This is a genomic window from Halochromatium glycolicum (genome assembly GCF_016584085.1).
Taxonomy (GTDB): domain Bacteria; phylum Pseudomonadota; class Gammaproteobacteria; order Chromatiales; family Chromatiaceae; genus Lamprobacter; species Lamprobacter glycolicus.
The window spans coordinates 1-19,363 of record NZ_NRSJ01000041.1; the positions used below are offsets into that span (position 1 = coordinate 1).

General features: G+C 67.1%; 14 protein-coding genes. 10 read left to right on the top strand and 4 right to left on the bottom strand.

Translation table 11 applies throughout. The annotated features are described in order from the left end of the window. The 5 genes from CKO40_RS18040 to CKO40_RS18060 all read left to right on the top strand — a co-directional run. On the top strand, positions 1–513 hold a 513-nt coding region (locus tag CKO40_RS18040), incomplete at its 5' end, for a YcgN family cysteine cluster protein (protein WP_338074215.1). Next, positions 510–1,133, top strand: a complete 624-nt coding sequence (locus CKO40_RS18045) for a Maf family protein (protein WP_276570831.1) — start codon at positions 510–512, stop codon at positions 1,131–1,133. The genes CKO40_RS18040 and CKO40_RS18045, both read left to right, overlap by 4 nt. Before the next feature lie 182 nt (positions 1,134–1,315). Next, positions 1,316–2,785, top strand: a complete 1,470-nt coding sequence (locus CKO40_RS18050; protein WP_200347844.1) for a DUF3375 family protein — start codon at positions 1,316–1,318, stop codon at positions 2,783–2,785. 184 nt (positions 2,786–2,969) lie between these two features. Further along, positions 2,970–3,575 carry a DUF4194 domain-containing protein gene (locus tag CKO40_RS18055; RefSeq protein WP_200347845.1) on the top strand — a complete coding sequence of 202 codons (606 nt, stop codon included), beginning with the start codon at positions 2,970–2,972 and terminating at the stop codon, positions 3,573–3,575. Then, positions 3,572–7,090, top strand: coding sequence for an ATP-binding protein (locus CKO40_RS18060; protein WP_200347846.1), 3,519 nt, complete (start codon positions 3,572–3,574; stop codon positions 7,088–7,090). Before CKO40_RS18055 ends, CKO40_RS18060 begins: the two co-directional genes overlap by 4 nt. 42 nt (positions 7,091–7,132) lie before the next feature. Here CKO40_RS18060 and CKO40_RS18065 read toward each other — a convergent pair whose 3' ends face one another. After that, positions 7,133–7,375 (bottom strand): antitoxin, encoded by a 243-nt coding sequence (locus tag CKO40_RS18065; protein ID WP_200347847.1) that lies wholly within the window; start codon positions 7,373–7,375, stop codon positions 7,133–7,135. Positions 7,376–7,476: 101 nt separating this feature from the next. Here CKO40_RS18065 and CKO40_RS18070 point away from each other — a divergent pair, with 101 nt between their 5' ends. After that, on the top strand, positions 7,477–8,742 hold the full coding sequence (locus tag CKO40_RS18070; protein ID WP_200347848.1) for a Wadjet anti-phage system protein JetD domain-containing protein: 1,266 nt from the start codon (positions 7,477–7,479) through the stop codon (positions 8,740–8,742). Here CKO40_RS18070 and CKO40_RS18075 read toward each other — a convergent pair. The 3 genes from CKO40_RS18075 to CKO40_RS18085 all read right to left on the bottom strand — a co-directional run bounded on the left by CKO40_RS18075 (position 8,739) and on the right by CKO40_RS18085 (position 11,474). After that, entirely contained in the window at positions 8,739–9,749 is a 1,011-nt protein-coding gene (locus CKO40_RS18075) for a S49 family peptidase (RefSeq protein WP_200347849.1), read from the bottom strand. The two genes, CKO40_RS18070 and CKO40_RS18075, sit on opposite strands and share 4 nt — an antisense overlap. 82 nt (positions 9,750–9,831) lie before the next feature. After that, the gene (locus CKO40_RS18080; protein ID WP_200347892.1) at positions 9,832–10,482 is read right to left on the bottom strand and encodes an HAD-IA family hydrolase; all 651 of its coding nucleotides are present in this window, start codon (positions 10,480–10,482) and stop codon (positions 9,832–9,834) included. A 68-nt stretch (positions 10,483–10,550) separates the two neighbouring features. Next, complete coding sequence (locus CKO40_RS18085; protein WP_420827395.1) at positions 10,551–11,474, bottom strand: RluA family pseudouridine synthase; 924 nt, start codon at positions 11,472–11,474, stop codon at positions 10,551–10,553. Between the two features lie 939 nt (positions 11,475–12,413). On the opposite strand from CKO40_RS18085, the gene CKO40_RS18090 reads away from it, so the two are divergent. From CKO40_RS18090 to CKO40_RS18105, 4 genes are all read left to right on the top strand, one after another. Next, positions 12,414–15,818, top strand: coding sequence for an Rne/Rng family ribonuclease (locus CKO40_RS18090; protein ID WP_200347850.1), 3,405 nt, complete (start codon positions 12,414–12,416; stop codon positions 15,816–15,818). Between the two features lie 249 nt (positions 15,819–16,067). Then, positions 16,068–17,324, top strand: a complete 1,257-nt coding sequence (locus CKO40_RS18095; RefSeq protein WP_200347851.1) for a sulfotransferase — start codon at positions 16,068–16,070, stop codon at positions 17,322–17,324. Further along, positions 17,318–18,505 (top strand): glycosyltransferase, encoded by a 1,188-nt coding sequence (locus CKO40_RS18100; protein WP_200347852.1) that lies wholly within the window; start codon positions 17,318–17,320, stop codon positions 18,503–18,505. The genes CKO40_RS18095 and CKO40_RS18100 overlap by 7 nt, the downstream gene beginning before the upstream one ends. Next, entirely contained in the window at positions 18,489–19,247 is a 759-nt protein-coding gene (locus CKO40_RS18105; protein ID WP_200347853.1) for a polysaccharide deacetylase family protein, read from the top strand. Before CKO40_RS18100 ends, CKO40_RS18105 begins: the two co-directional genes overlap by 17 nt. The last annotated feature ends 116 nt before the right edge of the window (positions 19,248–19,363 follow it).

Sequence of the window (19,363 nt, forward strand, 5' to 3'; positions counted from 1 at the left end):
CAGATGCCCTCCCCGACGCCCCACCAAGCGCCCGGCCAGCCGTCCCACCGGACGCGTTCCCAGTCGAGCCCCCAGACGCCCGAGCACCGCTATTGGGAGCGGGTGCCGCTCGCGCAGATGTCCGCCGTCGAATGGGAATCACTCTGCGACGGCTGCGGCAAGTGCTGCGTGACCAAGTTCGAGGACGAGGACACCGGCGCCATCCACTACACCGATGTCGCTTGCCACCTGCTCGATCACCAGCATTGCCAGTGCAGCGATTACCTGAATCGCTCCGAACGCGTCCCGGACTGTGTCACCCTGACGCCCGAGACCCTTGCCGATCCGCGCTGGATGCCGCAGACCTGCGCCTATCGGTTGCTGGCCGAGGGCAAGCCGCTGCCCGCTTGGCATCCGCTGGTCTGCGGCGATCCCGAGGCGGTGCATGCGGCCGGCGAAAGCGTCCGTGGACGGGTCGAGTGCGAGACCGTCGCCGGCGATCCACTGATGCGATTGATCGAGTGGATTCGATGACCGCCGCCAGCGAATCCAAACCGGATGCCGGGTCACTGCGGCCCCTCGTCTTGGCCTCGACCTCGCCGTTCCGGCGCGAGCTGCTCGGGCGCCTGGGGCTGGCGTTCGCGACCGCCGCGCCGGACATCGACGAGACCCGGCACGCGAACGAACCGCCGCAAGCCTTGGTCCAACGCCTTGCTGAGCAGAAGGCGCGGGCCGTCGCCGCCAAATTCCCCGATGCACTGATCATCGGCTCGGACCAGGTCGCCTGCCTCGACGGCCAGGTGCTCGGCAAGCCCGGCTCGCGCGCCCGTGCGCTGGAACAATTGCGCCGGGCCTCCGGGCGCGAGGTCGTGTTCGAGACCGGGCTCTGCCTGTACGATGCCGCCACTGACCGCGCCGAGGTCCGCTGCGAATCCTACCGGGTCCTGTTCCGTGACCTCGCCGAGCGCGAGATCGCCGGCTATGTCGACCGCGAGCAGCCGTTCGGCTGCGCCGGCAGCTTCAAATCGGAAGGGCTCGGCATCGCGCTGTTCGCGCGCCTCGACGGCGCCGATCCGACCAGCCTGATCGGCCTGCCCCTGATCCGGCTGACGCAGCTGCTGCGGGCCGCCGGGATCGATCCCCTGACCCAATGAGCGCCGGCCCGATGTGCGACTGCGTGGGCAATCCAGGGGCCAACGCGACGGGCGCGACGCCGGCCCAGTGTCTCATTCCGCTTTGGACGCGCTGTCGAGCGACTGCATGACCCCATTCCAGTACAGAGCTCGAGCGCTGGCCGAAGCGATGCAGGATGCGGATTGACGCCTAGGAGTCGGCAGTGGGCACGGACCTCGGCTACCAGGCGCTCGAGCAGTTGCGCCGCGATCATCCGGCCTGGCGCTTGCTGGCCGCCACCCACGCGCCGCTGGTGATCGCCTTCCTCCAGCGCGCCTTCATCACGCCCAATCATCGCAGCCTCGCCGAAGGGGCGCTCGTCGCCCAGCTCGAGGACCTGCTGTTCGAGCTGCGCCAGACGCTCGGTGCCGAGGCCTTTCCCCGCGCGGCCAGCGCCTACCTGAGCGACTGGAGCGGCGACGAGCGCGGCTGGCTGCGCCGCTATTACCGCGACGACAGCGACGAACCGCACTACGACCTGACGCCCGCGACCGAGCGCGCGCTGGAGTGGGTAGCCGGTCTCGAGCAGCGCCAGTTCATCGGCACCGAATCCCGCCTGCTGGCGATCTTCGAGCTGCTGCAGCAACTGGTGCAGGGCACCGAGACCGACCCCGAGGTCCGGCTCGCCACGCTGCATCGACAGCGCGCCGCGCTCGATGCCGAGATCGCCCGGGTCGAGAACGGCGAGCTCGAGCTGATGGACCCGACCCAGGTCAAGGAGCGCTTCTTCCAGGTCGAGCAGAGCGCCCGCAGCCTGCTCGCGGACTTCCGCCAGGTCGAGCAGAACTTCCGCGACCTCGACCGCGCGGTGCGCGAGCGTATCACCACCTGGGACAAGGGCAAGGGCGAACTGCTGGCGGAGGTGTTCGGCGACCGCGACGCGATCACCGATTCCGATCAGGGCCGCAGCTTCCATGCGTTCTGGGATCTGCTGATGTCGCCGGCCCAGCAGGAGCGCCTGACCAACTTGCTGGAGCAGATGCTCGCGCTGCCGGCGGTCGCGGAGCTGGAGCCGGACCGGCGCCTCGCCCGCGTTCACTATGATTGGCTCGAGGCCGGCGAATCGGCCCAGCGCACGGTCGCCCGCCTTTCGGAGCAGCTGCGCAAGTTCCTCGACGATCAGGCCTGGCTCGAGAACCGCCGCATCATGGACATCCTCCACGGCATCGAGCAGCAGGCGCTCGCGGTGCGCGAGCAGCCGCCCGGCGACCCCTTCATGGCGCTCGACGACAGCGCCCCGCAGGTCGAGCTGGTGATGGATCGGCCGCTGTTCAGTCCGCCGTTCAAGCCGCGCATCGCGCAGCAGGTGGTCGAGGCCGAGAGCGGCGGGATCGACGCCGAGGCCCTGTTCGAGCAGGTCTATGTCGACAAGCTGCGCTTGGCGGCGAATGTGCGCAAGAGCCTGCAGCGCCGCGACCAAGTCCCGCTCTCGGAGGTGCTCGCCGAGCACCCGCTCGAGCAAGGGCTGGCCGAGCTGGTCGCCTACCTCAGCCTCGCCGCCGAGCAGCCTGATGCGGTCATCGACGATGCCCACCGCGAGACGGTGCGTTGGACCGATGCCCGCGGCGTCGAACGGCAGGCGACCCTGCCGACGGTGATCTTCGTGCGGGCGGCAGCGTCATCGGCTGGCTGAGCCGAGCGCGCAGCACGCCTGGCTAAGGACGCCTTCGCGCGGTCGCTGAGCGATCGCCGCCGCCAGCCGCCGCAAAAGCCTTGGCCGCGGTGATCGACATGCCGCGGCATCAACGCTAGAGTCAGGCCGATCGATCGAAGCCGCTCTTCGATTCGAACAAGGGCGGGTACTGAGTCAAAGTCGTATGACCCCGGAATCCGACGCCGCCGAGCGCGGCGCTGAACTCTCGCAGGCATTGATCCCGCTGTTCAAGGGCGTGGTCTACCAGGACAGCGCCCCGGCGGCCTGGCAGGCGCTGCTCGCGTTGCAGGCGCGGGTGCGCGACTATGTCGGCGTACTCGGCCTCGAGCTGCTACTGGACGAGGCCGAGGGCTATGCCTATCTGCGCCAGCGCGCGCCGGCCGAGGGCGAGCCCGAGCGCCCGCGTCTGGTGCCGCGGCGCCAGCTGAGCTATCCGGTCAGCCTGCTGCTGGCCCTGCTGCGGCGCAAGCTGGCCGAGCACGATGCCGGCGGCGGCGATCCGCGCCTGGTGCTCGCGCGCGAGCAGATCGTCGACCTGATGCGGGTGTTCCTGGCCGAGACCAGCAACGAGGCGCGGCTGATGGACCGGATGGACACCCACATCAACAAGGTGGTCGAGCTCGGCTTCCTGCGCCGGCTGCGCGGCCAGGAGGGCCAGTTCGAGGTGCGGCGCATCCTCAAGGCCTTCGTCGATGCCCAATGGCTCGCCGAGCTCGATCAGCGCCTGGCCGACTACCGGGCCCATGCTGCCGATGGGGAGACGTCATGAATCGCCCTGTCGCGTCCGAACAGCATGCCCCGGAGCGCCGGTCCCCAGAGCAGAGGCCCCCCGAGCATCAGTCCCCCGAGCACGGGCCCTCGGAGCAGCTTGCGCAGGCGTCGCTGCCGCTGGAGCCCACCCAAGCGCCGTTGCTCGACTTCGCGGCCAGCGAGGCCCAGGCCGGATTCCGCCTGCAGCGGATCGAGCTGCTCAACTGGGGCACCTTCGACGGCCAGGTCTGGAGCCTGAGCCTGAACGGGGCCAATACCCTGCTCACCGGCGACATCGGCTCCGGCAAGTCGACCCTGGTCGATGCCGTGACCACGCTATTGGTCCCAGCGCAGAAGATCACCTACAACAAGGCCGCCGGTGCCGAGACCCGCGAGCGCAGCCTGCGCTCCTATGTGCTCGGCTACTACAAGTCCGAGCGCGCCGAGGGCGGCAGCGCCGCGCGCGCGGTCGCCCTGCGCGACCACCACAGCTACTCGGTGATCCTCGGCCAGTTCCATAACGCTGGCTATGACCAGCCCGTCACCCTGGCGCAGGTGTTCTGGCACAAGGACACCCAGGGCCAGCCGGTGCGCTTCTACATCGTCGCCGACCGTCGCTTGAGCATCCGCGCCGATTTCGCCGACTTCGGCAACGATCTGACCCAATTGCGCAAGCGCCTGCGCCGGACCCAGGGCGTCGAGCTGTTCGATGCCTTCCCGCCCTACGGCGCCGCCTTCCGCCGCCGCTTCGGCATCGACGCCGAGCAGGCGATGGACCTGTTCAATCAGACCGTGTCGATGAAGTCAGTCGGCAACCTCACCGACTTCGTGCGCGCGCACATGCTCGAGCCGTTCCCGGTCGAGCAGCGCATCGAGGCGCTGATCGGCCACTTCGATGATCTCCATCGCGCCCATGAGGCGGTACTCAAGGCCAAGGCCCAGGTCGCGGCGCTGCAGCCGCTGGTCGCCGATGCCGACCGTCATGCCGAGACCAGCCAGCGCGCCGAGGAGCTGCGCGCCTGCCGCGAGGCCCTGCGACCCTGGTTCGCCGAGCTCAAGGGCGGGCTTCTGCAGCAGCGCATCCAGGACTATGCGCAGCAGATCGCCCGCCTCGCCGAGCGTATCCGTCAGCTCGATGCGGAGCGCCAGGGCCATCAGGCCCGCCGCGATCAGCTCAAGCAGGCGATCCGCGACCAGGGCGGCGACCGCATCGAGCAGCTCAAGGCCGAGATCGCCCGCAAGGGCATCGAGCGCGATGAGCGCCACCGCCGTGCGACGCAGTACGCGGAGCTCGCCGCGGCGCTCGGCCTGGACCCCGCCGCCGATGCCGATGGCTTCCAGCGCAACCAACGCGCCCTGGCCGAGGCGCGCCAAACCGCGACGGAGCAGCAGGACGCCGTGCAGAATGCGCTGACCGAGCAGCATGTCACCCTGCATGGGCTGCGCGAGGAGCATCGCGCGCTCAGCGAGGAGCTCGACTCGTTGCGCCGGCGCCGCTCGAACCTCCCGGCGCGGGTGCTGACGGTACGCGATCGGCTCTGCGCCGAGCTTGGACTCGAGGAGACGGCCCTGCCCTTCGCCGGCGAGCTGATCCAGGTGCGCGAGGAGGAGGCCGACTGGGAAGGTGCCGCCGAGCGCCTGCTGCACAATTTCGCCTTGTCGCTGCTGGTGCCCGAGGACCACTACGGCACTGTCGCCGACTGGGTCGACCAGACCCACCTCGGCGGTCGCCTGGTCTATTTCCGGGTACGATCGCGACGTCCGATCGACCCGGCCGGGCTGCATCCGGATGCCCTGTTCCGCAAGCTCGCGATCAAGCCGGATTCTGCGTTCTACCCCTGGCTCGAGGCCGAGCTCGCCCACCGCGCCGAGCACGCCTGCTGCGATACCCTGGAGCAGTTCCGGCGTGAGAAACAAGCACTGACTCGACAGGGCCAGATCAAGACCGGCGGCGAGCGCCACGAGAAGGACGACCGCCACCGGATCGACGACCGCTCGCGCTTCGTGCTGGGCTGGTCGAACGCCGCCAAGATCGCCGCGCTCGAGAAGCGCGCGCGCGATCTCGAGCAGCGCATCCAGACCGTTGCCGAGACGATCAGCGCCCATCAGCAGCAACAGCGCGCGCTGCAGGAGCGCCTCGAGCAGCTTGGCCGGCTCGAGATGTTCCGCGACTATCGCGAGCTCGCCTGGCAGCCGTTGAGCAGCGAGATCGAGGCCCTGGAGCGCGAGCGCCAGGCGCTCGAGGCGGCCTCGGATCAGCTGCGTATCCTCGAGCGGCAGCTCAGCGATCTGGAAACGGCGCTGCAGCAGACCGAGCAGAACCTGGACGCCGCCAAAGGTGAGCGCGTCAAGCTCCAGGATCGCTGCGAGCAGCTGCAGGCCCAGCTGGCCGAGACCCGGGCGCTGCTCGAGGCCACGCCCGCGGAGGCGCGCGCGCGTTGGTTCCCGCGGCTCGCGGACCTGCGTGACGAGGCGCTCGGGGCGCACCGACTCACGCTCGAGTCCTGCGACAACAAGCAGACCCAGATGCGCGAATGGCTGCAGGCGCGGCTCGACGCCGAGGAGAAACGCCTGCGCAGCCTGGCCGAGCGCATCATCCAGGCGATGCAGGCCTATTGCCAGGAGTATCCGCTCGAGACCCAGGAGGTCGATGTCAGCGTCGCCGCGGCCGATGAGTACCGCGCCATGCTGGCCCAGTTGCAGCAGGATGATCTACCGCACTTCGAGGACCGCTTCAAACAGCTGCTCAACGAGAACACGATCCGCGAGGTCGCCGGCTTCCAGGCCCAATTGCACCGCGAGCGCGAGGGCATCCGCGCGCGCATCGAGACCATCAACCGCTCGCTGTACGCGATCGACTACAACCCCGGCCGCTACATCCAGCTCCTCAGCGAGCCCAGCACCGATGCCGATGTGCGCGACTTCCAGCGCGAGCTGCGGGCCTGCACCGAGGATGTGACCACGGGCGGCGCCACAGGAGGCGGTGGCGATCAGTACACCGAGGCCAAGTTTCTGCAGGTCAAGCAGATCGTCGAGCGCTTCCGCGGCCGCGAGGGCACCACCGAGGCCGACCGCCGCTGGACGCGCCGGGTCACCGACGTGCGCAACTGGTTCAGCTTCTCGGCCTCGGAGCGCTGGCGCGAGGATGACACCGAGCACGAGCACTACTCCGACTCCGGCGGCAAATCCGGCGGACAGAAGGAGAAGCTCGCCTACACCGTGCTCGCCGCCAGCCTCGCCTATCAGTTCGGCTTGGAATGGGGCGAGCGCCGCTCGCGCTCGTTCCGCTTCGTCGTGATCGACGAGGCCTTCGGGCGCGGTTCCGATGAGTCGGCCCAGTACGGGCTGGCGCTGTTCCAGCGCCTCAACCTGCAGCTGCTGGTAATCACCCCGCTGCAGAAGATCCACATCATCGAGCCCTATGTCGCCAGTGTCGGTTTCGTGCACAGCCCCGATGGGCGTCAGTCCATGCTGCGCAACCTGACCATCGAGGAGTACCGCGCCGAAAAGGCCGCGCGGCGCGCTCAAGGGTAATGGCCTCGATGTTCCGATGCTAATCGGCATGAACACGCCAGTTCAGTACGGGCCGACGCGCCGAAACGCTATTTCCGGATCTTGGATATCCGGGAATGCTTCGTCGATGGGCTCAAGGGTCGCCAGCACCGCGAGCAGCCTCGGCGGGGGCACCGGCTCGATGATCAAGCGGTCGCCCTCCTTGCGGATCAGCGCTTCTCTGCCGGGCAGCTCGAAGTCTCGCGGGATGCGAATCGCTTGATTGCTGCCATTGGTGAAAAGGGTGGCGCGGCCTGGGGCGTTCATGGGCACGAATTCAACGAACCTAGGTTGAAGCATAGGCTAGCGCAGGGAAGACTGAACGGCGCGTTCAGCGCTTTCGGTTCCTGATAGGCGCGCACGATCCGATGAGCCAGTACGAGGCCACAAGTCAGCCCGGCACCAGGGCGCCGCAGGCGAATGCGGGCTGGACGACGCCGGCCGAGATCAGGGCCCAGCTCGAGCGGCACTGGGAGCGCGGCGCGATCCTGGCGGCGCGCGTCAACGGCGACGCCCTGTTCCCGCTCGCGCTGCGGCTGAAGCGTCCGACCTCGGCCCATCTGAGCGCGAGGTTCGACGCGGTGCGCACCTGGGTCGAGCGCTTGCGTGCGGGCAGCAGCGAACGGCGCGGCTTCGGCTACGAGATCGAGTGGCGGACGCTCAACCATCGCGTGCACGGCCGCAATCCGCTGCCGCAGGCGATCCGCGTCCCGACCGAGGCCGATGCGCTGCGACTGCTCGGGCGCCAGCGCGAGGCCGAGCGCTTCGAGCAGCTGTGCGCGCAGACGCTGGCGGGTTTCCCCGAGCTCAAGGACTGGATCGGCAAGCGCCCGCTGACCCTGCTTGAGCGCGCCGACGAGTGGCCGCGCATCCTGGCCGTGCTGGCCCATTTCCAGCGCCACCCGCGGCCGGGCTGCTATCTGCGCCAGATCGATCTCCCCGACGTCGACACCAAGTTCATCGAGGCCCGCCGCGCCCTGCTCGGCGAATTGCTCGATGCGGTGCTGCCGGAGGCGGCGATCGATGCAAGCGTGACTGGTGCGCGCCGTTTCAATCAACGCTACGGCCTGCGCGAGGAGCCGCCGCTGATCCGGTTTCGGCTGCTCGATCCGGCGCTTGCCATTCAGGGCCTTTCCGACCTGTCGGTGCCGGCGGAGCAGTTCGCGGCGCTCGAGCTGCCGGTGGCGCGCGTGTTCATCACCGAGAACCGGATCAACGGCCTCGCCTTCCCGGAAGCCGTCGGCGCGCTGGTGATCTTCGGGCTCGGCTATGGGCTCGAGCGCCTGGCCGAGGTCCCCTGGCTGCGGCGGACGGCCGTCCATTACTGGGGCGACCTCGACACCCACGGCTTCGCGATCCTGGACCGCTGCCGCGCGCACTTGCCGCACACGCGCTCACTGCTGATGGACCGCGCGACCCTGCTCGGCCACCGCGCCCTCTGGGGCCAGGAGCCCTCCGCGCAGCGTCACCGAGGCGCATTGGAACGGCTGACCGAGGCTGAGCAGACGCTCTATGCAGACCTCTGTGACGACCGTTTGGGCGAGCGGATTCGCCTCGAGCAGGAGCGCATTGGCTACCAATGGGTCTGCGACAGCGTGGCGTCGCTGACGCCTGCTCGTCGGAGTGAGGGCTAGCGCAGCACCGGCAGCGCCGAACCGCTGAGCTCGGCGAGGGTGGTCGCGAAGGCTGCTCCGAGCCGTTCCGCGAAGCGGTCAAGTAGATCGCGCTCCTGGCTGTAGTCGACAACCTCCTCGACGCCGATGATCTCACGGGCGACATAGCCCGGACTGCCAAGCCCGTCACTAAGGCCCAGATCCACACTCTCCTCACCGGTCCAGAACAGGCCGCTGAACAGCTCCTCGCCGCCCTTCAACCGATCGCCCCGCCCTTCCTTGACGGCGTTGATGAACTGTTGGTGGAGGTTGTCGAGCAGCCCTTGGAGGAACTCGCGATCCTGCTCTTCCAGTTGCGAGAATGGGTCCAGGATGCCCTTGTGCTCGCCGGCGGTGATCAGCCGGCGCTCGATCCCAAGCTCATCGAGCGCGCGTTGGAAGCCGAAGCTGTCGAGCCGCACGCCGATCGAGCCGATCAGGGTCGCCTGGTCGACATAGATGGCATCGGCGGCGCTGGCAATGTAGTAGGCACCGGATGCACAGACATCGGAGGCGACCGCATAGAGCGGCTTATCCGGATACTTCTCGCGCAGGCGCCCGATCTCGTCGTAGACGTAGCCCGCCTGGACCGGGCTGCCGCCGGGGCTATTGATGCGCACCAGCACGGCCTTCGACTTGTCCGCCTCGAAGGCCTTGCGCAAACCTTTAACGATATTGTCAGCGCTCGCCTCGGTCTTGGGTGCGATCAGCCCGTCGATCTCGACCAAGGCCGTATGCGACGTCGCAGCGCCAACCGACTTGCCGACGCCGTCCATCATCAGCGTGATCGAGAGCAGGATCAGATAGGCCAGGACGCCGAACTTGAGTATCAGCCCCCAGCGGCGTGAGCGCCTTTGGTGAGCCAGGAACTCGGCCGCGAGCCGGTTGATCAATGCGCGTTCCCATTCCGGGTTTTCCGGATCGGGCATCTGCGAACGTTTGACGATGTCGTCCCGCTTCCAGCGGGTAATCCATCTCGGTAGCTTCATGCAGCAGGCTCCCACAGGGAAGATAGAGATCCTGGGCCAAGGCCAAGCCCAGCGTTTGAAGGTTCAACTCGGCGCCCGATGCTCAGACCAGTAGCCAATCGCTGAGCACCTTGAGCGAGGGGGCACAGGCGAGCGGTCCATGGGCCAGCAACCGTTCGGCGGGCTGAGTCCCGTAGCCGACGGCTAAGGCCCGGACGCCAGCATTGTTCGCCATCAGCAGGTCATATTCGGTGTCGCCGATCATCAGGGTCGCATCGGCGCTGGCCCCGAGTTCATCCATCAGTTCGAACAGCATCGTCGGATTCGGTTTCGAGAAGGTGTCCTCGGCAGTGCGGGTCGCATGGAAGTATCGCTGCAATCCGCTTTGCTCCAGCGCCTGATCGAGGCCAGCCCGGCTCTTGCCCGTCGCGACCGCAAGGAGATCGCCGCGCGCATGGAGCGCCTCGACCAACGCCGCCGCGCCCTCGAAGAGCGGGGTCGGCGTGCGGTTTGCCGAGAGGTAATGATAGCGGTAGCGCGCGATCAGCTCATCGAGCGCCTCGTCACGCGCGACCCCGGGGAGGCGCCGCATCGCCTCGTCGAGCCCGAGACCAATGACCTCGCGCACAGCGGCGGCCGGCGGCGGCTCGCGCCCCAGTTCGCCGAAGGCGGCCTGCATGCTGGCGACGATGCGGCCTTCGGAGTCCATCAGGGTGCCATCCCAGTCGAACACGATGAGCTCAAAATCGGCCAACTCAGGCGCTGGCGCTGGCGCTGGCGCTGGCTCTGGCTCTGGCGCTGGGCTGTCAGGGCTGTACAAGATTAGTCCTCGAGCTTCTCCAGCAGGGCGGTCAGGTCCGCGGGCAGCGGCGCCGCGACCTCGACCATTGGTGCATCGTCGCGGGGTCGAAAGCTCAGGGCCGCGGCATGCAAAAACAAGCGTTTCAATCCCAGCACGCGCAGCCGCTCGTTGTCGAGGGTGTCGCCATACTTGGGGTCCCCGGCCACAGCGGCACCGAGATGGGCGGCGTGAACCCGGATCTGATGGGTGCGTCCGGTATCGAGCTCGGCCTCCACGAGCGTCCAAGCACCGAAGCGCTGGCGGGAACGAAACCAGGTCCGAGAGGGCTTGCCCTGGACCGGATCGACACGGACCACGCGCTCGCCGCCGCGCAGCCGGTTGGTCGCCAAGGGCGCATCGATCTCGGTCTCGGGCTGCGGCAGTGGGCCGCAGAGCAGCGCCGCGTAACGCTTGCGCACCGTCCCGTCGCGCAGCTGTGCATGCAAACGCCGAAGGGCGCTGCGGCGCTTGCTGATCAGCAGGCAGCCGGAGGTGTCGCGGTCCAGACGGTGGACCAATTCGAGCTCGGCACCTGGGCGCATCGCCCGCAAGGTCTCGATGACACCGCGGCTGATGCCGCTACCGCCATGGACGGCGAGCCCGGCCGGTTTGTCGAGCACCAGCAGCTGCTCGTCCTCATAGAGCACGGCCTGGTCGAGGCGTTCCTGAAGCTGAGCGGACGGCGGCACTGTTTCGCCCTGCTCCGGGCGGCGCAGTGGCGGCAGCCGGATCTGATCACCGGCCTCGAGCCGTTGCGCAGGCCGGGCGCGCCCTTTGTTGACGCGGATCTCGCCGCGGCGCAGGAGCCGATAGACGAGACTGCGCGGCACGCCCTTGAGCCGTCCGAGCAGAAAGTTGTCCAATCGTTGGCCAGCAGCATCGGCTGATGCTGTCACGACCTCCACCCTATTGCCAGAGGCGGCAGATTTGGCCCCGGGTTTGGCCCCGGGTTTGGCCCCGAATTTGGCACCAGATTCGGCCGACGTTGACACCGTTCCGGCCACGGGCCTGTCCTCCCGTCGAACAGGCCGCGTCGAAGCGCGCTTGACGCCAGGGGCTTTTGAAGACGAAGCGGACGAACGGCGCTTGATCTGCGCCTGCGCTGCAGCCGCCTTATCGGATCGCGATCGGCCTCGGGGCGGGCTGTCGTCGGTCCGCTTCGGCCGGTGCCGTTTGGAGGGGATTTTCAAGGTCAATTGCCGGTATTGATAAAGCTTGCTAGCATCTAAGACTTGTGCTGAAGGCTGTGACGTCTGCTCGATGCAGGCATCGTATGCAACGGAGGAGGAGCGGCACAAAACAGGTACGTCGCCGGCTGGAAAGGGACCCCGGCCTGATCCCTAGCTCGATTCCATATGAAGTCGAGCAACGGGCGACCTTCTCGGGACTCGGCCCTTTGGGTTGGCACGATCAAGCAAGAACGACCAAAACGCCCTGCCCTTCAGGCCAGAGCCGACGAACCGGTGGGCAGCTTGCCCATATTATCGCGCATCGCAATACCAGGATGACAGCCGTTCACCCTGGGCCGACTCGGGACCGCGTCGGCCGGCGCACTCTGCAGATCTTCTCCTCCCAACCGGTTTCGGCGAGCATCAGCCGTCTGCTGATGGCTCGACAGGGTCCTGTGCACCTCAGTGCCGGGCACCAAAGATCAAACAAGAGCGCGTGCCCATGGCATGCCAGCGGCGCAAGACGAGGCGTCTGCTCAGCGCGAATCGCGCGCGGGCGGGGCTTGCCCTGGCACCCTGAGCGCGGCGGCGCAGGGAGCCGCTTGCGCGCGCCTCCGCAACCGAGACGGCTCGGCCGGAACGCGCCTCGCGCCAAGGCGAGAGAATTGAGACACGATGAAAAGAATGCTGATCAACGCAACTCAACCGGAAGAGTTGCGGGTGGCCATCGTTGACGGCCAGCAACTCTACAATCTGGATATCGAGAGTCCCGGTCGCGAACAGAAGAAGGCCAACGTCTACAAGGGCACCATCACCCGGGTCGAGCCGAGCCTGGAGGCGGCCTTCGTCGATTACGGCTCGGACCGTCACGGCTTCCTGCCACTGAAGGAGATCGCACGCGGCTATTTCCGCCAGGACGCGCCCAAGCCCGGCACCCGCGCCAGCATCAAGGAGCTGATCAAGGAAGGCCAGCAGGTCATGGTTCAGATCGACAAGGAGGAGCGCGGCAACAAGGGCGCCGCGCTCACCACCTTCATCTCGCTGGCCGGCCGCTATCTGGTCCTGATGCCGAACAATCCGCGTGCAGGCGGGGTCTCGCGCCGGATCGAGGGGACCGACCGCTCCGAATTGCGCGAGGTATTGAGCCAGCTCGAGCTGCCCGAGGACATGGGCTTGATCGTGCGCACCGCCGGCGTCGGCAAGAACGTCGAGGAACTGCAGTGGGACCTGAACTACCTGCTGCAGCTCTGGGATGCGATCAAGACCTCGGGCGAGGAGCGCAAGGCGCCGTTCCTGATCTATCAGGAGAGCGACGTCATCATCCGCTCGATGCGCGACCACCTGCGCGCCGACATCGGCGAGATCGTCGTCGATGATCCCAAGGTCTATCAGAAGGCCGAGGTGTTCATGCGGCAGGTGATGCCGCAGAACCTGAAAAAGCTGCGGCTCTATCAGGATGAGGTGCCACTGTTCACCCGCTACCAGATCGAGAGCCAGATCGAATCGGTGTTCCAGCGCGAGGTGCGCCTGCCTTCCGGCGGATCGCTGGTGATCGACCAGGGCGAGGCGCTGACCTCGATCGACATCAACTCCGCTCGCGCGACCAAGGGCGCCGACATCGAGGAGACCGCCCTCAATACGAACCTCGAGGCCGCCGACGAGATTGCCCGCCAATTGCGGCTGCGCGACCTCGGCGGGCTGTTCGTGATCGACTTCATCGACATGACGCCGGCGAAGAACCAGCGCGAGGTCGAGAACCGGCTGCGCGATGCGCTCAAGCACGATCGCGCCCGGGTGCAGGTCGCCCGCATCTCACGCTTCGGCCTGCTGGAGATGTCGCGCCAGCGGTTACGGCCGTCGCTCGGCGAATCGAGCCAGCTCGTGTGCCCGCGCTGCAAAGGCCAAGGGACGATCCGCGGCGTCGAATCGTTGGCGCTCTCGGTCCTGCGCATCGTCGAGGAGGAGGCGATGAAGGACCGCACCGCGCGCATCCTCGCCCAGCTCCCGGTCGAGGTCGCGACCTTCCTGCTCAACGAGAAGCGGCGCCAGATCCTGCAGATCGAGGAGCGGCAGAAGGTCGATGTGGTGCTGATCCCAAACCGCCACATGGAGACACCGGACTTCGAGATCGAGCGCATCCGGGCCCAGGATTCCGAGCGCCTTGCCGAGGGCGAGCTCAGCTACGATCTCGCCGCCCGTCCGTTGGACACCGAGCCAGCCTTCGCGCGGCCGCATAGCATCCCCAGAGCAGAGGAGCCCGCGGTCAAGGCGCTGGCGCCGTCGATGCCCGCTCCGCAACGCGAGACCGCGAGCGATGAGGATGCCGCCTCCTCGATGCCTGAGGTCAGTGCCCGCGAGCAGGGACGGCGGACCGAGAGCGTGCTCAAGCGCATCTGGACCACGCTGTTTGCGATTCCGGCCGATGAAGCGCTTCCTGGCGAGCACTCATCGACCGACGACAGTGACTCGAAAGGACCGAGCTCGGGGGGTGAGCGAGACCGGACAGCATCATCGGACAGGCGCGGCCCCCGGAATGGAAACGCCCGAAATGGTCAGTCAGGGCGCGACCAGCGCAGCGAACGCCGTCCGCGTCGCTCCAATGGGGCCGAAGGCGGCAGCAGCAACGGGACCGCGACGAGCGAGCGCCGCGAGCAGGAGCCGACCAAGTCCAAGCAGGCGACGAGCACCAAGCCGACAGCCGGCCAACAGAGCACAAGCGAGTCCAGCTCTGGACAGGGCAATGGCGCCGGTCAAGGGTCGAATCAGTCGCGTCGCAGCAGCTCGAGGCGCGGTTCGCGAGGCGGGCGCGGTCGCCGCAGCCAACAGGGTGGCGAGGCGGCCAGCTCGGCCAATAACGCGACAGGCAACGCGACAAACAACGCGACAAACAACGCGACAAACAACGCGACAGGCAACGCGACAGGCGAGGTCGCGAACGGGAGCAGAAAGCCTGCCAAGAAGGGCAATGACGCGAATGACGGCGGTCAGTCCTCGGCCACCGCGGCTGAGGCCTCACCGAGATCGAAGGCGCTCGTCGCAACCTCGGGCAGCGACGCGGCGAAGGGCGCCAGTCAGGACCGCGCCGAGCAAGGCCCCCGCCGGCAAACTGATACGGTTACCGAGGGATCGCCGACTAAACAGCCCTCGGGTCAGAAGGCTACGGCCGGCGAGACAGGTGATCAGAATGGTCGGCAGGCCCCGGTCTCTGGTCCTTCATCGGCCTCAGTGCCGGCTGAAGGCAAGAGCGAAGCGACCAGCGACCGGGCGGATCAGGGTACGGGAGGGGGCGATCCCCAGGTCCAGGCCTCGCCCAGCGGCGACGACAAGCCATCGAGCCGCTCCCGTTCGAGTCGCCGTCGGCGGGGCGGTCGCGGCCGGCGGCGCAGCGACAGCAGTGGCGGCGAGACCGGAACCGAGGCCAGCCACGGTGACGACGTGCCGGCGCAGGGTGCAGCGCAACCGACCCCTTCCCCCGCCCCGGAGGCAAGCGATCGCCCCGCGGCGTCCAAGGCCGTGAGCAGTGCGAACGAGCAACGAGCTGAGACGCCATCTCCGGAGGAAGCAGCTCCGGAAAAGGTATCCCCAGAGAGGGCACACCCAGAGAAGGAAAGCCCAGAGAAGGCGCATCCTGAGAGGCCACACCCTGAGAAAACAGCTCCAGAGCAGCCACTCTCAGAGGCGCCAGTCTCAGAGGGGCCATCGGCGACCTCGCCCGCAGCCGACAAGGCGAGCGCAGCGACCACCCCGGCAGCGGTGGTCGCTGAGGCCAAGCCGCACGATCACGAGGCGTCGCCGCAGGGCCCTGCTTCCAAGTCTATCGAGGCAGACACTGAGCAGACCCCGGCGCCGAGTTCAACGGCTGCGACGTCGGAGCACAGCGATAGTGATACCAAAGGTCCCGCGCCCGATCGCGCCGAAGCGCGAGCGCCCGAGACGCGTTCGGCGCCGACCCAGTCAAAGGCTCAATCGAGGGTCGAGGCGGACTCATCAACGCCGGGCCAAGACAACCCGGCGCCTTCGAATGGCCAGGGCACCCAGGATGAGGACGTCCGCTCGAGCCGTTCCGTTCAATCCTCCTGAGGGGCCGCTTGATCGATGTCGCGCCCGCGCCCCTGCCGGGCCCGGGCGCGGATCAGGGCATTTCGGTTTGATCGATGCCTGAGGTACCATGACGTGCTGACAAGCGTTCAAAACGCTTGTCGTCTAGTCCGACCCGCGAATCACTCGGGCATCCTCGTTGCCGCCTACCTGTGAGCGTTCGAGGCATCCTTCTTGATCGTCCGCTGCCACGCTCGGCAACATCCAACGCAGAGGCTGATCCTGCCTGCCATGTTTGAGCTCTTTCTGATCTCGACCAAGCGCTTTATTGGTCTCTTGGTATCGAGCCTGACGCGCTCACCCGATGGTCAGGCCTCGTTGCGCCCGCGGCGCGTGCTCGTCATGCTCGCATTCCTGCCGGTCTTCGCTGTTGCTCAAGGCCTGCATTGGCTCGGCTTCCTGCTCGATGATCTCTTCTTCCGCGGGTGGCGGCGCGTCTCGATCGATGAGCCCGTGTTCGTCCTGGGCGTTCCACGGAGCGGCACGACTCGCCTGCATCAGGTCTTGGCCCAAGACGAGCAGTTCACGACCTTCCGCACCTGGGAATGCCTGTTTGCACCTTCGGTCACTCAGCGTCTGTTCTTCCTGGGGCTGGCGCGGATCGATCGCCTCATCGGTTCGCCCGGCGCAAAGCTCGTGGGCTGGGTGGAGCGACGCGCGTTCGCCGGGCTCGACGATGTCCATCCGATGGGACTGACAACGCCGGAAGAAGACTACTTCGCGCTGATGCCGGCGCTCTCGTGTTTCATCCTTGCGCTGCCCTTCCCCGGTTTCGAGCACATCTGGCGCGTCGGCCGGTTCGATGCTGACCTACCCGAACGCGAGCGGGAACGGTTGTTGGATTTCTATGAGAGTTGTCTGAAGCGCCATCTCTACGTCCACGGCCCCTCGACGCGGCTGCTGTCGAAGAATGCGGCGTTCGCGTCCTGGGCTCAAAGCCTGGCTCGGCGCTTTCCGGACGCCCGCTTCATCGTCAGTCTGCGGGACCCCGTCGAGACGGTCCCCTCGCAGCTCAGCTCGATCGGCTCCGGACTCGCGTTCTTCGGTGTCCCTGCCAACAGCGAGCCGGTGCGGCAACGGCTGACCGCGCAGCTCGCGTTCTACTACGAGAACCTCGATCGGTTGCGCGAACAGCTACCAGAACGGCGTCATGCCGCATTGGGGATGCAGGCGCTGCGCTCTGGGCTCGGTGAACTGATCACAGCGATCTATGCCCGGTTCGAGCTACCACTATCACCGGCCTTCGCAAAGGTGCTCGCGCAAGAGGACGGACGGGCGCGACGCTACCAGAGCACTCACCGTTACAGCCTCGAGCAGTTCGGTCTGAGCTCGGCAGGCCTTTGCGAGCGCTTTGCGACCGCCTATCGTCATCCGGTGCTCGCTGCCGCGGTTCCGGCCACTGCGGACAGGGAACAGTACTCAGCGCCGCCGGTCGTGGATCACTCGGTCGTGGACCATAGGATCACGGACGGAGGCGCATCATGTTGAGGTCCTCGCTGCCGCCCGGCTCGACCCCATCAGCATCGGCCGCCGAGCCAGCGCCGCTGCTGGACGCGCGTGACTTGCGCGTCGCGATCGTTTCCGATGCCGCACCCGAGCGAAATGGCGTCGGCACCTATTACAGTGATCTCGCCGATCACCTCAAGGCGGTCGGCGCCAAGGTGGAGCTGATCTCGCCGCGATACCGGGCCGGCCAGTGGTATGGCGGGCTGGCCATGCCGATGCCGGGCGACCCCACGCAACGCTTCCTGGTCCCGCGACCCAAATTGATCACGCGGCGGCTGGCGCGTCTGAGCCCAAACGCAATCATCATCCCAACGCCGGGTCCCTATGGGATGGCCGGCCTGATGTTCGCGAAACGCTACGGCGCTCGGCTTGTAGTCGGTTTCCACACCCACTTCGAGCGGCTCGCGGCGCTGAACAGCCATTGGCGGCTATTCGGGGTCTTGGCGCAGACCTATCTGAACTCCTGCCATCGGGCCCTGTTCAAGGCCAGCCACCTGGTGCTCGCCAACTCAGACGAGATGCTCGAGGTAGCGCGCTCAATCGGGGCGACGAATGTCGGCCTGATGGGTACGCCGATCCCGAAGCGGTTCCTCGACGTCCCCCTGACCCCGCTGCGGCCGCAGCTCGAACGCGTGCTGTTCGCGGGGCGTTTGGCGCCGGAGAAGAATCTGGGTGCCGTCGCCGAGGCTGCCGAAGCCGTTCCTCAGCTGCAGTTTCAGATCGCCGGTGACGGTCCGTTGCGCGAATGGGTGCAGCAGGAAGCCGGGCGGCTCCCCAATCTCGAGTATGTCGGCTGGGTGCGTCGCCAACAGATCCTGCCCCTGATCGACAACACCGACATCCTGGTGCTGCCGTCGACGATCGAATCGTTCGGGACCATCGCCCTGGAAGCGATGGCCCGTGCGCGACTGGTTATCGTCTCTTCACAATGCGGCATCCTCAGCTGGGACCTGCTCAATCGGGGCCTGTTCCAGATGCGCGAGGACGAGCCACTTTCGGCGGTGTTGGAACGGATCTGCGCGCTCGACCGCAGCATCCTCGAGCGCAAGGCCGCACTCGGACGGGACGCGGCGCGCGAGATCAACAGGCGCAACCTCGAGCATTGGCTCTCAACCTTGCGTGGCGAGGAACCGCGCGGCCTTGACCATGACGCGATCGACTGAAGGGCGCTCCACTGAATCGTCACTGAGGGCCTTGGTCTCGGTCCATGACCTGATGCCCGAGACCATGCCGGCGGTGCGTCGCACCCTGAAGCGACTCGAGCATCATGGGTTGGCGCCGGTCACCCTGCTGGTGGTGCCCGGTCTCGACTGGACCGCGAGCGGTATCGCCGAGTTGCGGCAGTTACAGCGTGACGGATATCGCCTGGCAGGCCATGGCTGGCGCCATCATGCGGATCGGCTGGGCGGCCTCTATCATCGGTTGCATAGCCTCTTCCTGTCGCGCCGGGTCGCGGAGCACCTCGCGCTCGATGTGGATGGCATCATCGGGCTGATCCGACGCTGCCATGCCTGGTTTGGTGATCACGGCCTGGATGCGCCGTCGCTCTATGTCCCGCCGGCGTGGGCGATGGGCGGGGTCACGCTGGAGCAGCTGCGCGAGAGTGGCCCGTTCCCACTCTATGAGCGTTTCGATGGGGTCATGGTCGCCGAGGCTAGCGCTTCTCCCACATCGCAACTGCAGAGACTCCCACTGCTCGGCTACGAGGGCGACAATGCCCTCCGAGTGCCGATCCTTCGGATCTGGAACCATTGGAATCGGCACCGCGCGACCCGAACTGGGCGACCCATTCGGATCGGCATCCACCCGCATGATATCGAGCTAAGGCTTGCTGGGGAGCTCGAGCGTGACCTCGCGCGGCCGATCGAGCCGATCGATTACGACGCGCTGCGGGCCCCACCGTGAGCAGCAGCTCCGCCACAGGGTTTCTAACGGCCTCTTAGGCGATTTCTGTCAAAGCTCATACCGCCTTGCTGGTCTTTTCGCTCGCCTTCTTCGTCGCGCCGCCGGTCATATAGCCC

Excerpts from the sequence above, each read along its gene's own strand:
- CKO40_RS18065 (WP_200347847.1), bottom strand. The coding sequence starts at position 7,375 with ATGAACGCCCCAGGCCGCGCCACCCTTTTCACCAATGGCAGCAATCAA.
- CKO40_RS18045 (WP_276570831.1), top strand. The coding sequence starts at position 510 with ATGACCGCCGCCAGCGAATCCAAACCGGATGCCGGGTCACTGCGGCCC.
- CKO40_RS18100 (WP_200347852.1), top strand. The coding sequence starts at position 17,318 with ATGTTGAGGTCCTCGCTGCCGCCCGGCTCGACCCCATCAGCATCGGCC.
- CKO40_RS18060 (WP_200347846.1), top strand. The coding sequence starts at position 3,572 with ATGAATCGCCCTGTCGCGTCCGAACAGCATGCCCCGGAGCGCCGGTCC.
- CKO40_RS18070 (WP_200347848.1), top strand. The coding sequence starts at position 7,477 with ATGAGCCAGTACGAGGCCACAAGTCAGCCCGGCACCAGGGCGCCGCAG.
- CKO40_RS18095 (WP_200347851.1), top strand. The coding sequence starts at position 16,068 with ATGTTTGAGCTCTTTCTGATCTCGACCAAGCGCTTTATTGGTCTCTTG.
- CKO40_RS18105 (WP_200347853.1), top strand. The coding sequence starts at position 18,489 with ATGACGCGATCGACTGAAGGGCGCTCCACTGAATCGTCACTGAGGGCC.
- CKO40_RS18075 (WP_200347849.1), bottom strand. The coding sequence starts at position 9,749 with ATGAAGCTACCGAGATGGATTACCCGCTGGAAGCGGGACGACATCGTC.
- CKO40_RS18090 (WP_200347850.1), top strand. The coding sequence starts at position 12,414 with ATGAAAAGAATGCTGATCAACGCAACTCAACCGGAAGAGTTGCGGGTG.
- CKO40_RS18055 (WP_200347845.1), top strand. The coding sequence starts at position 2,970 with ATGACCCCGGAATCCGACGCCGCCGAGCGCGGCGCTGAACTCTCGCAG.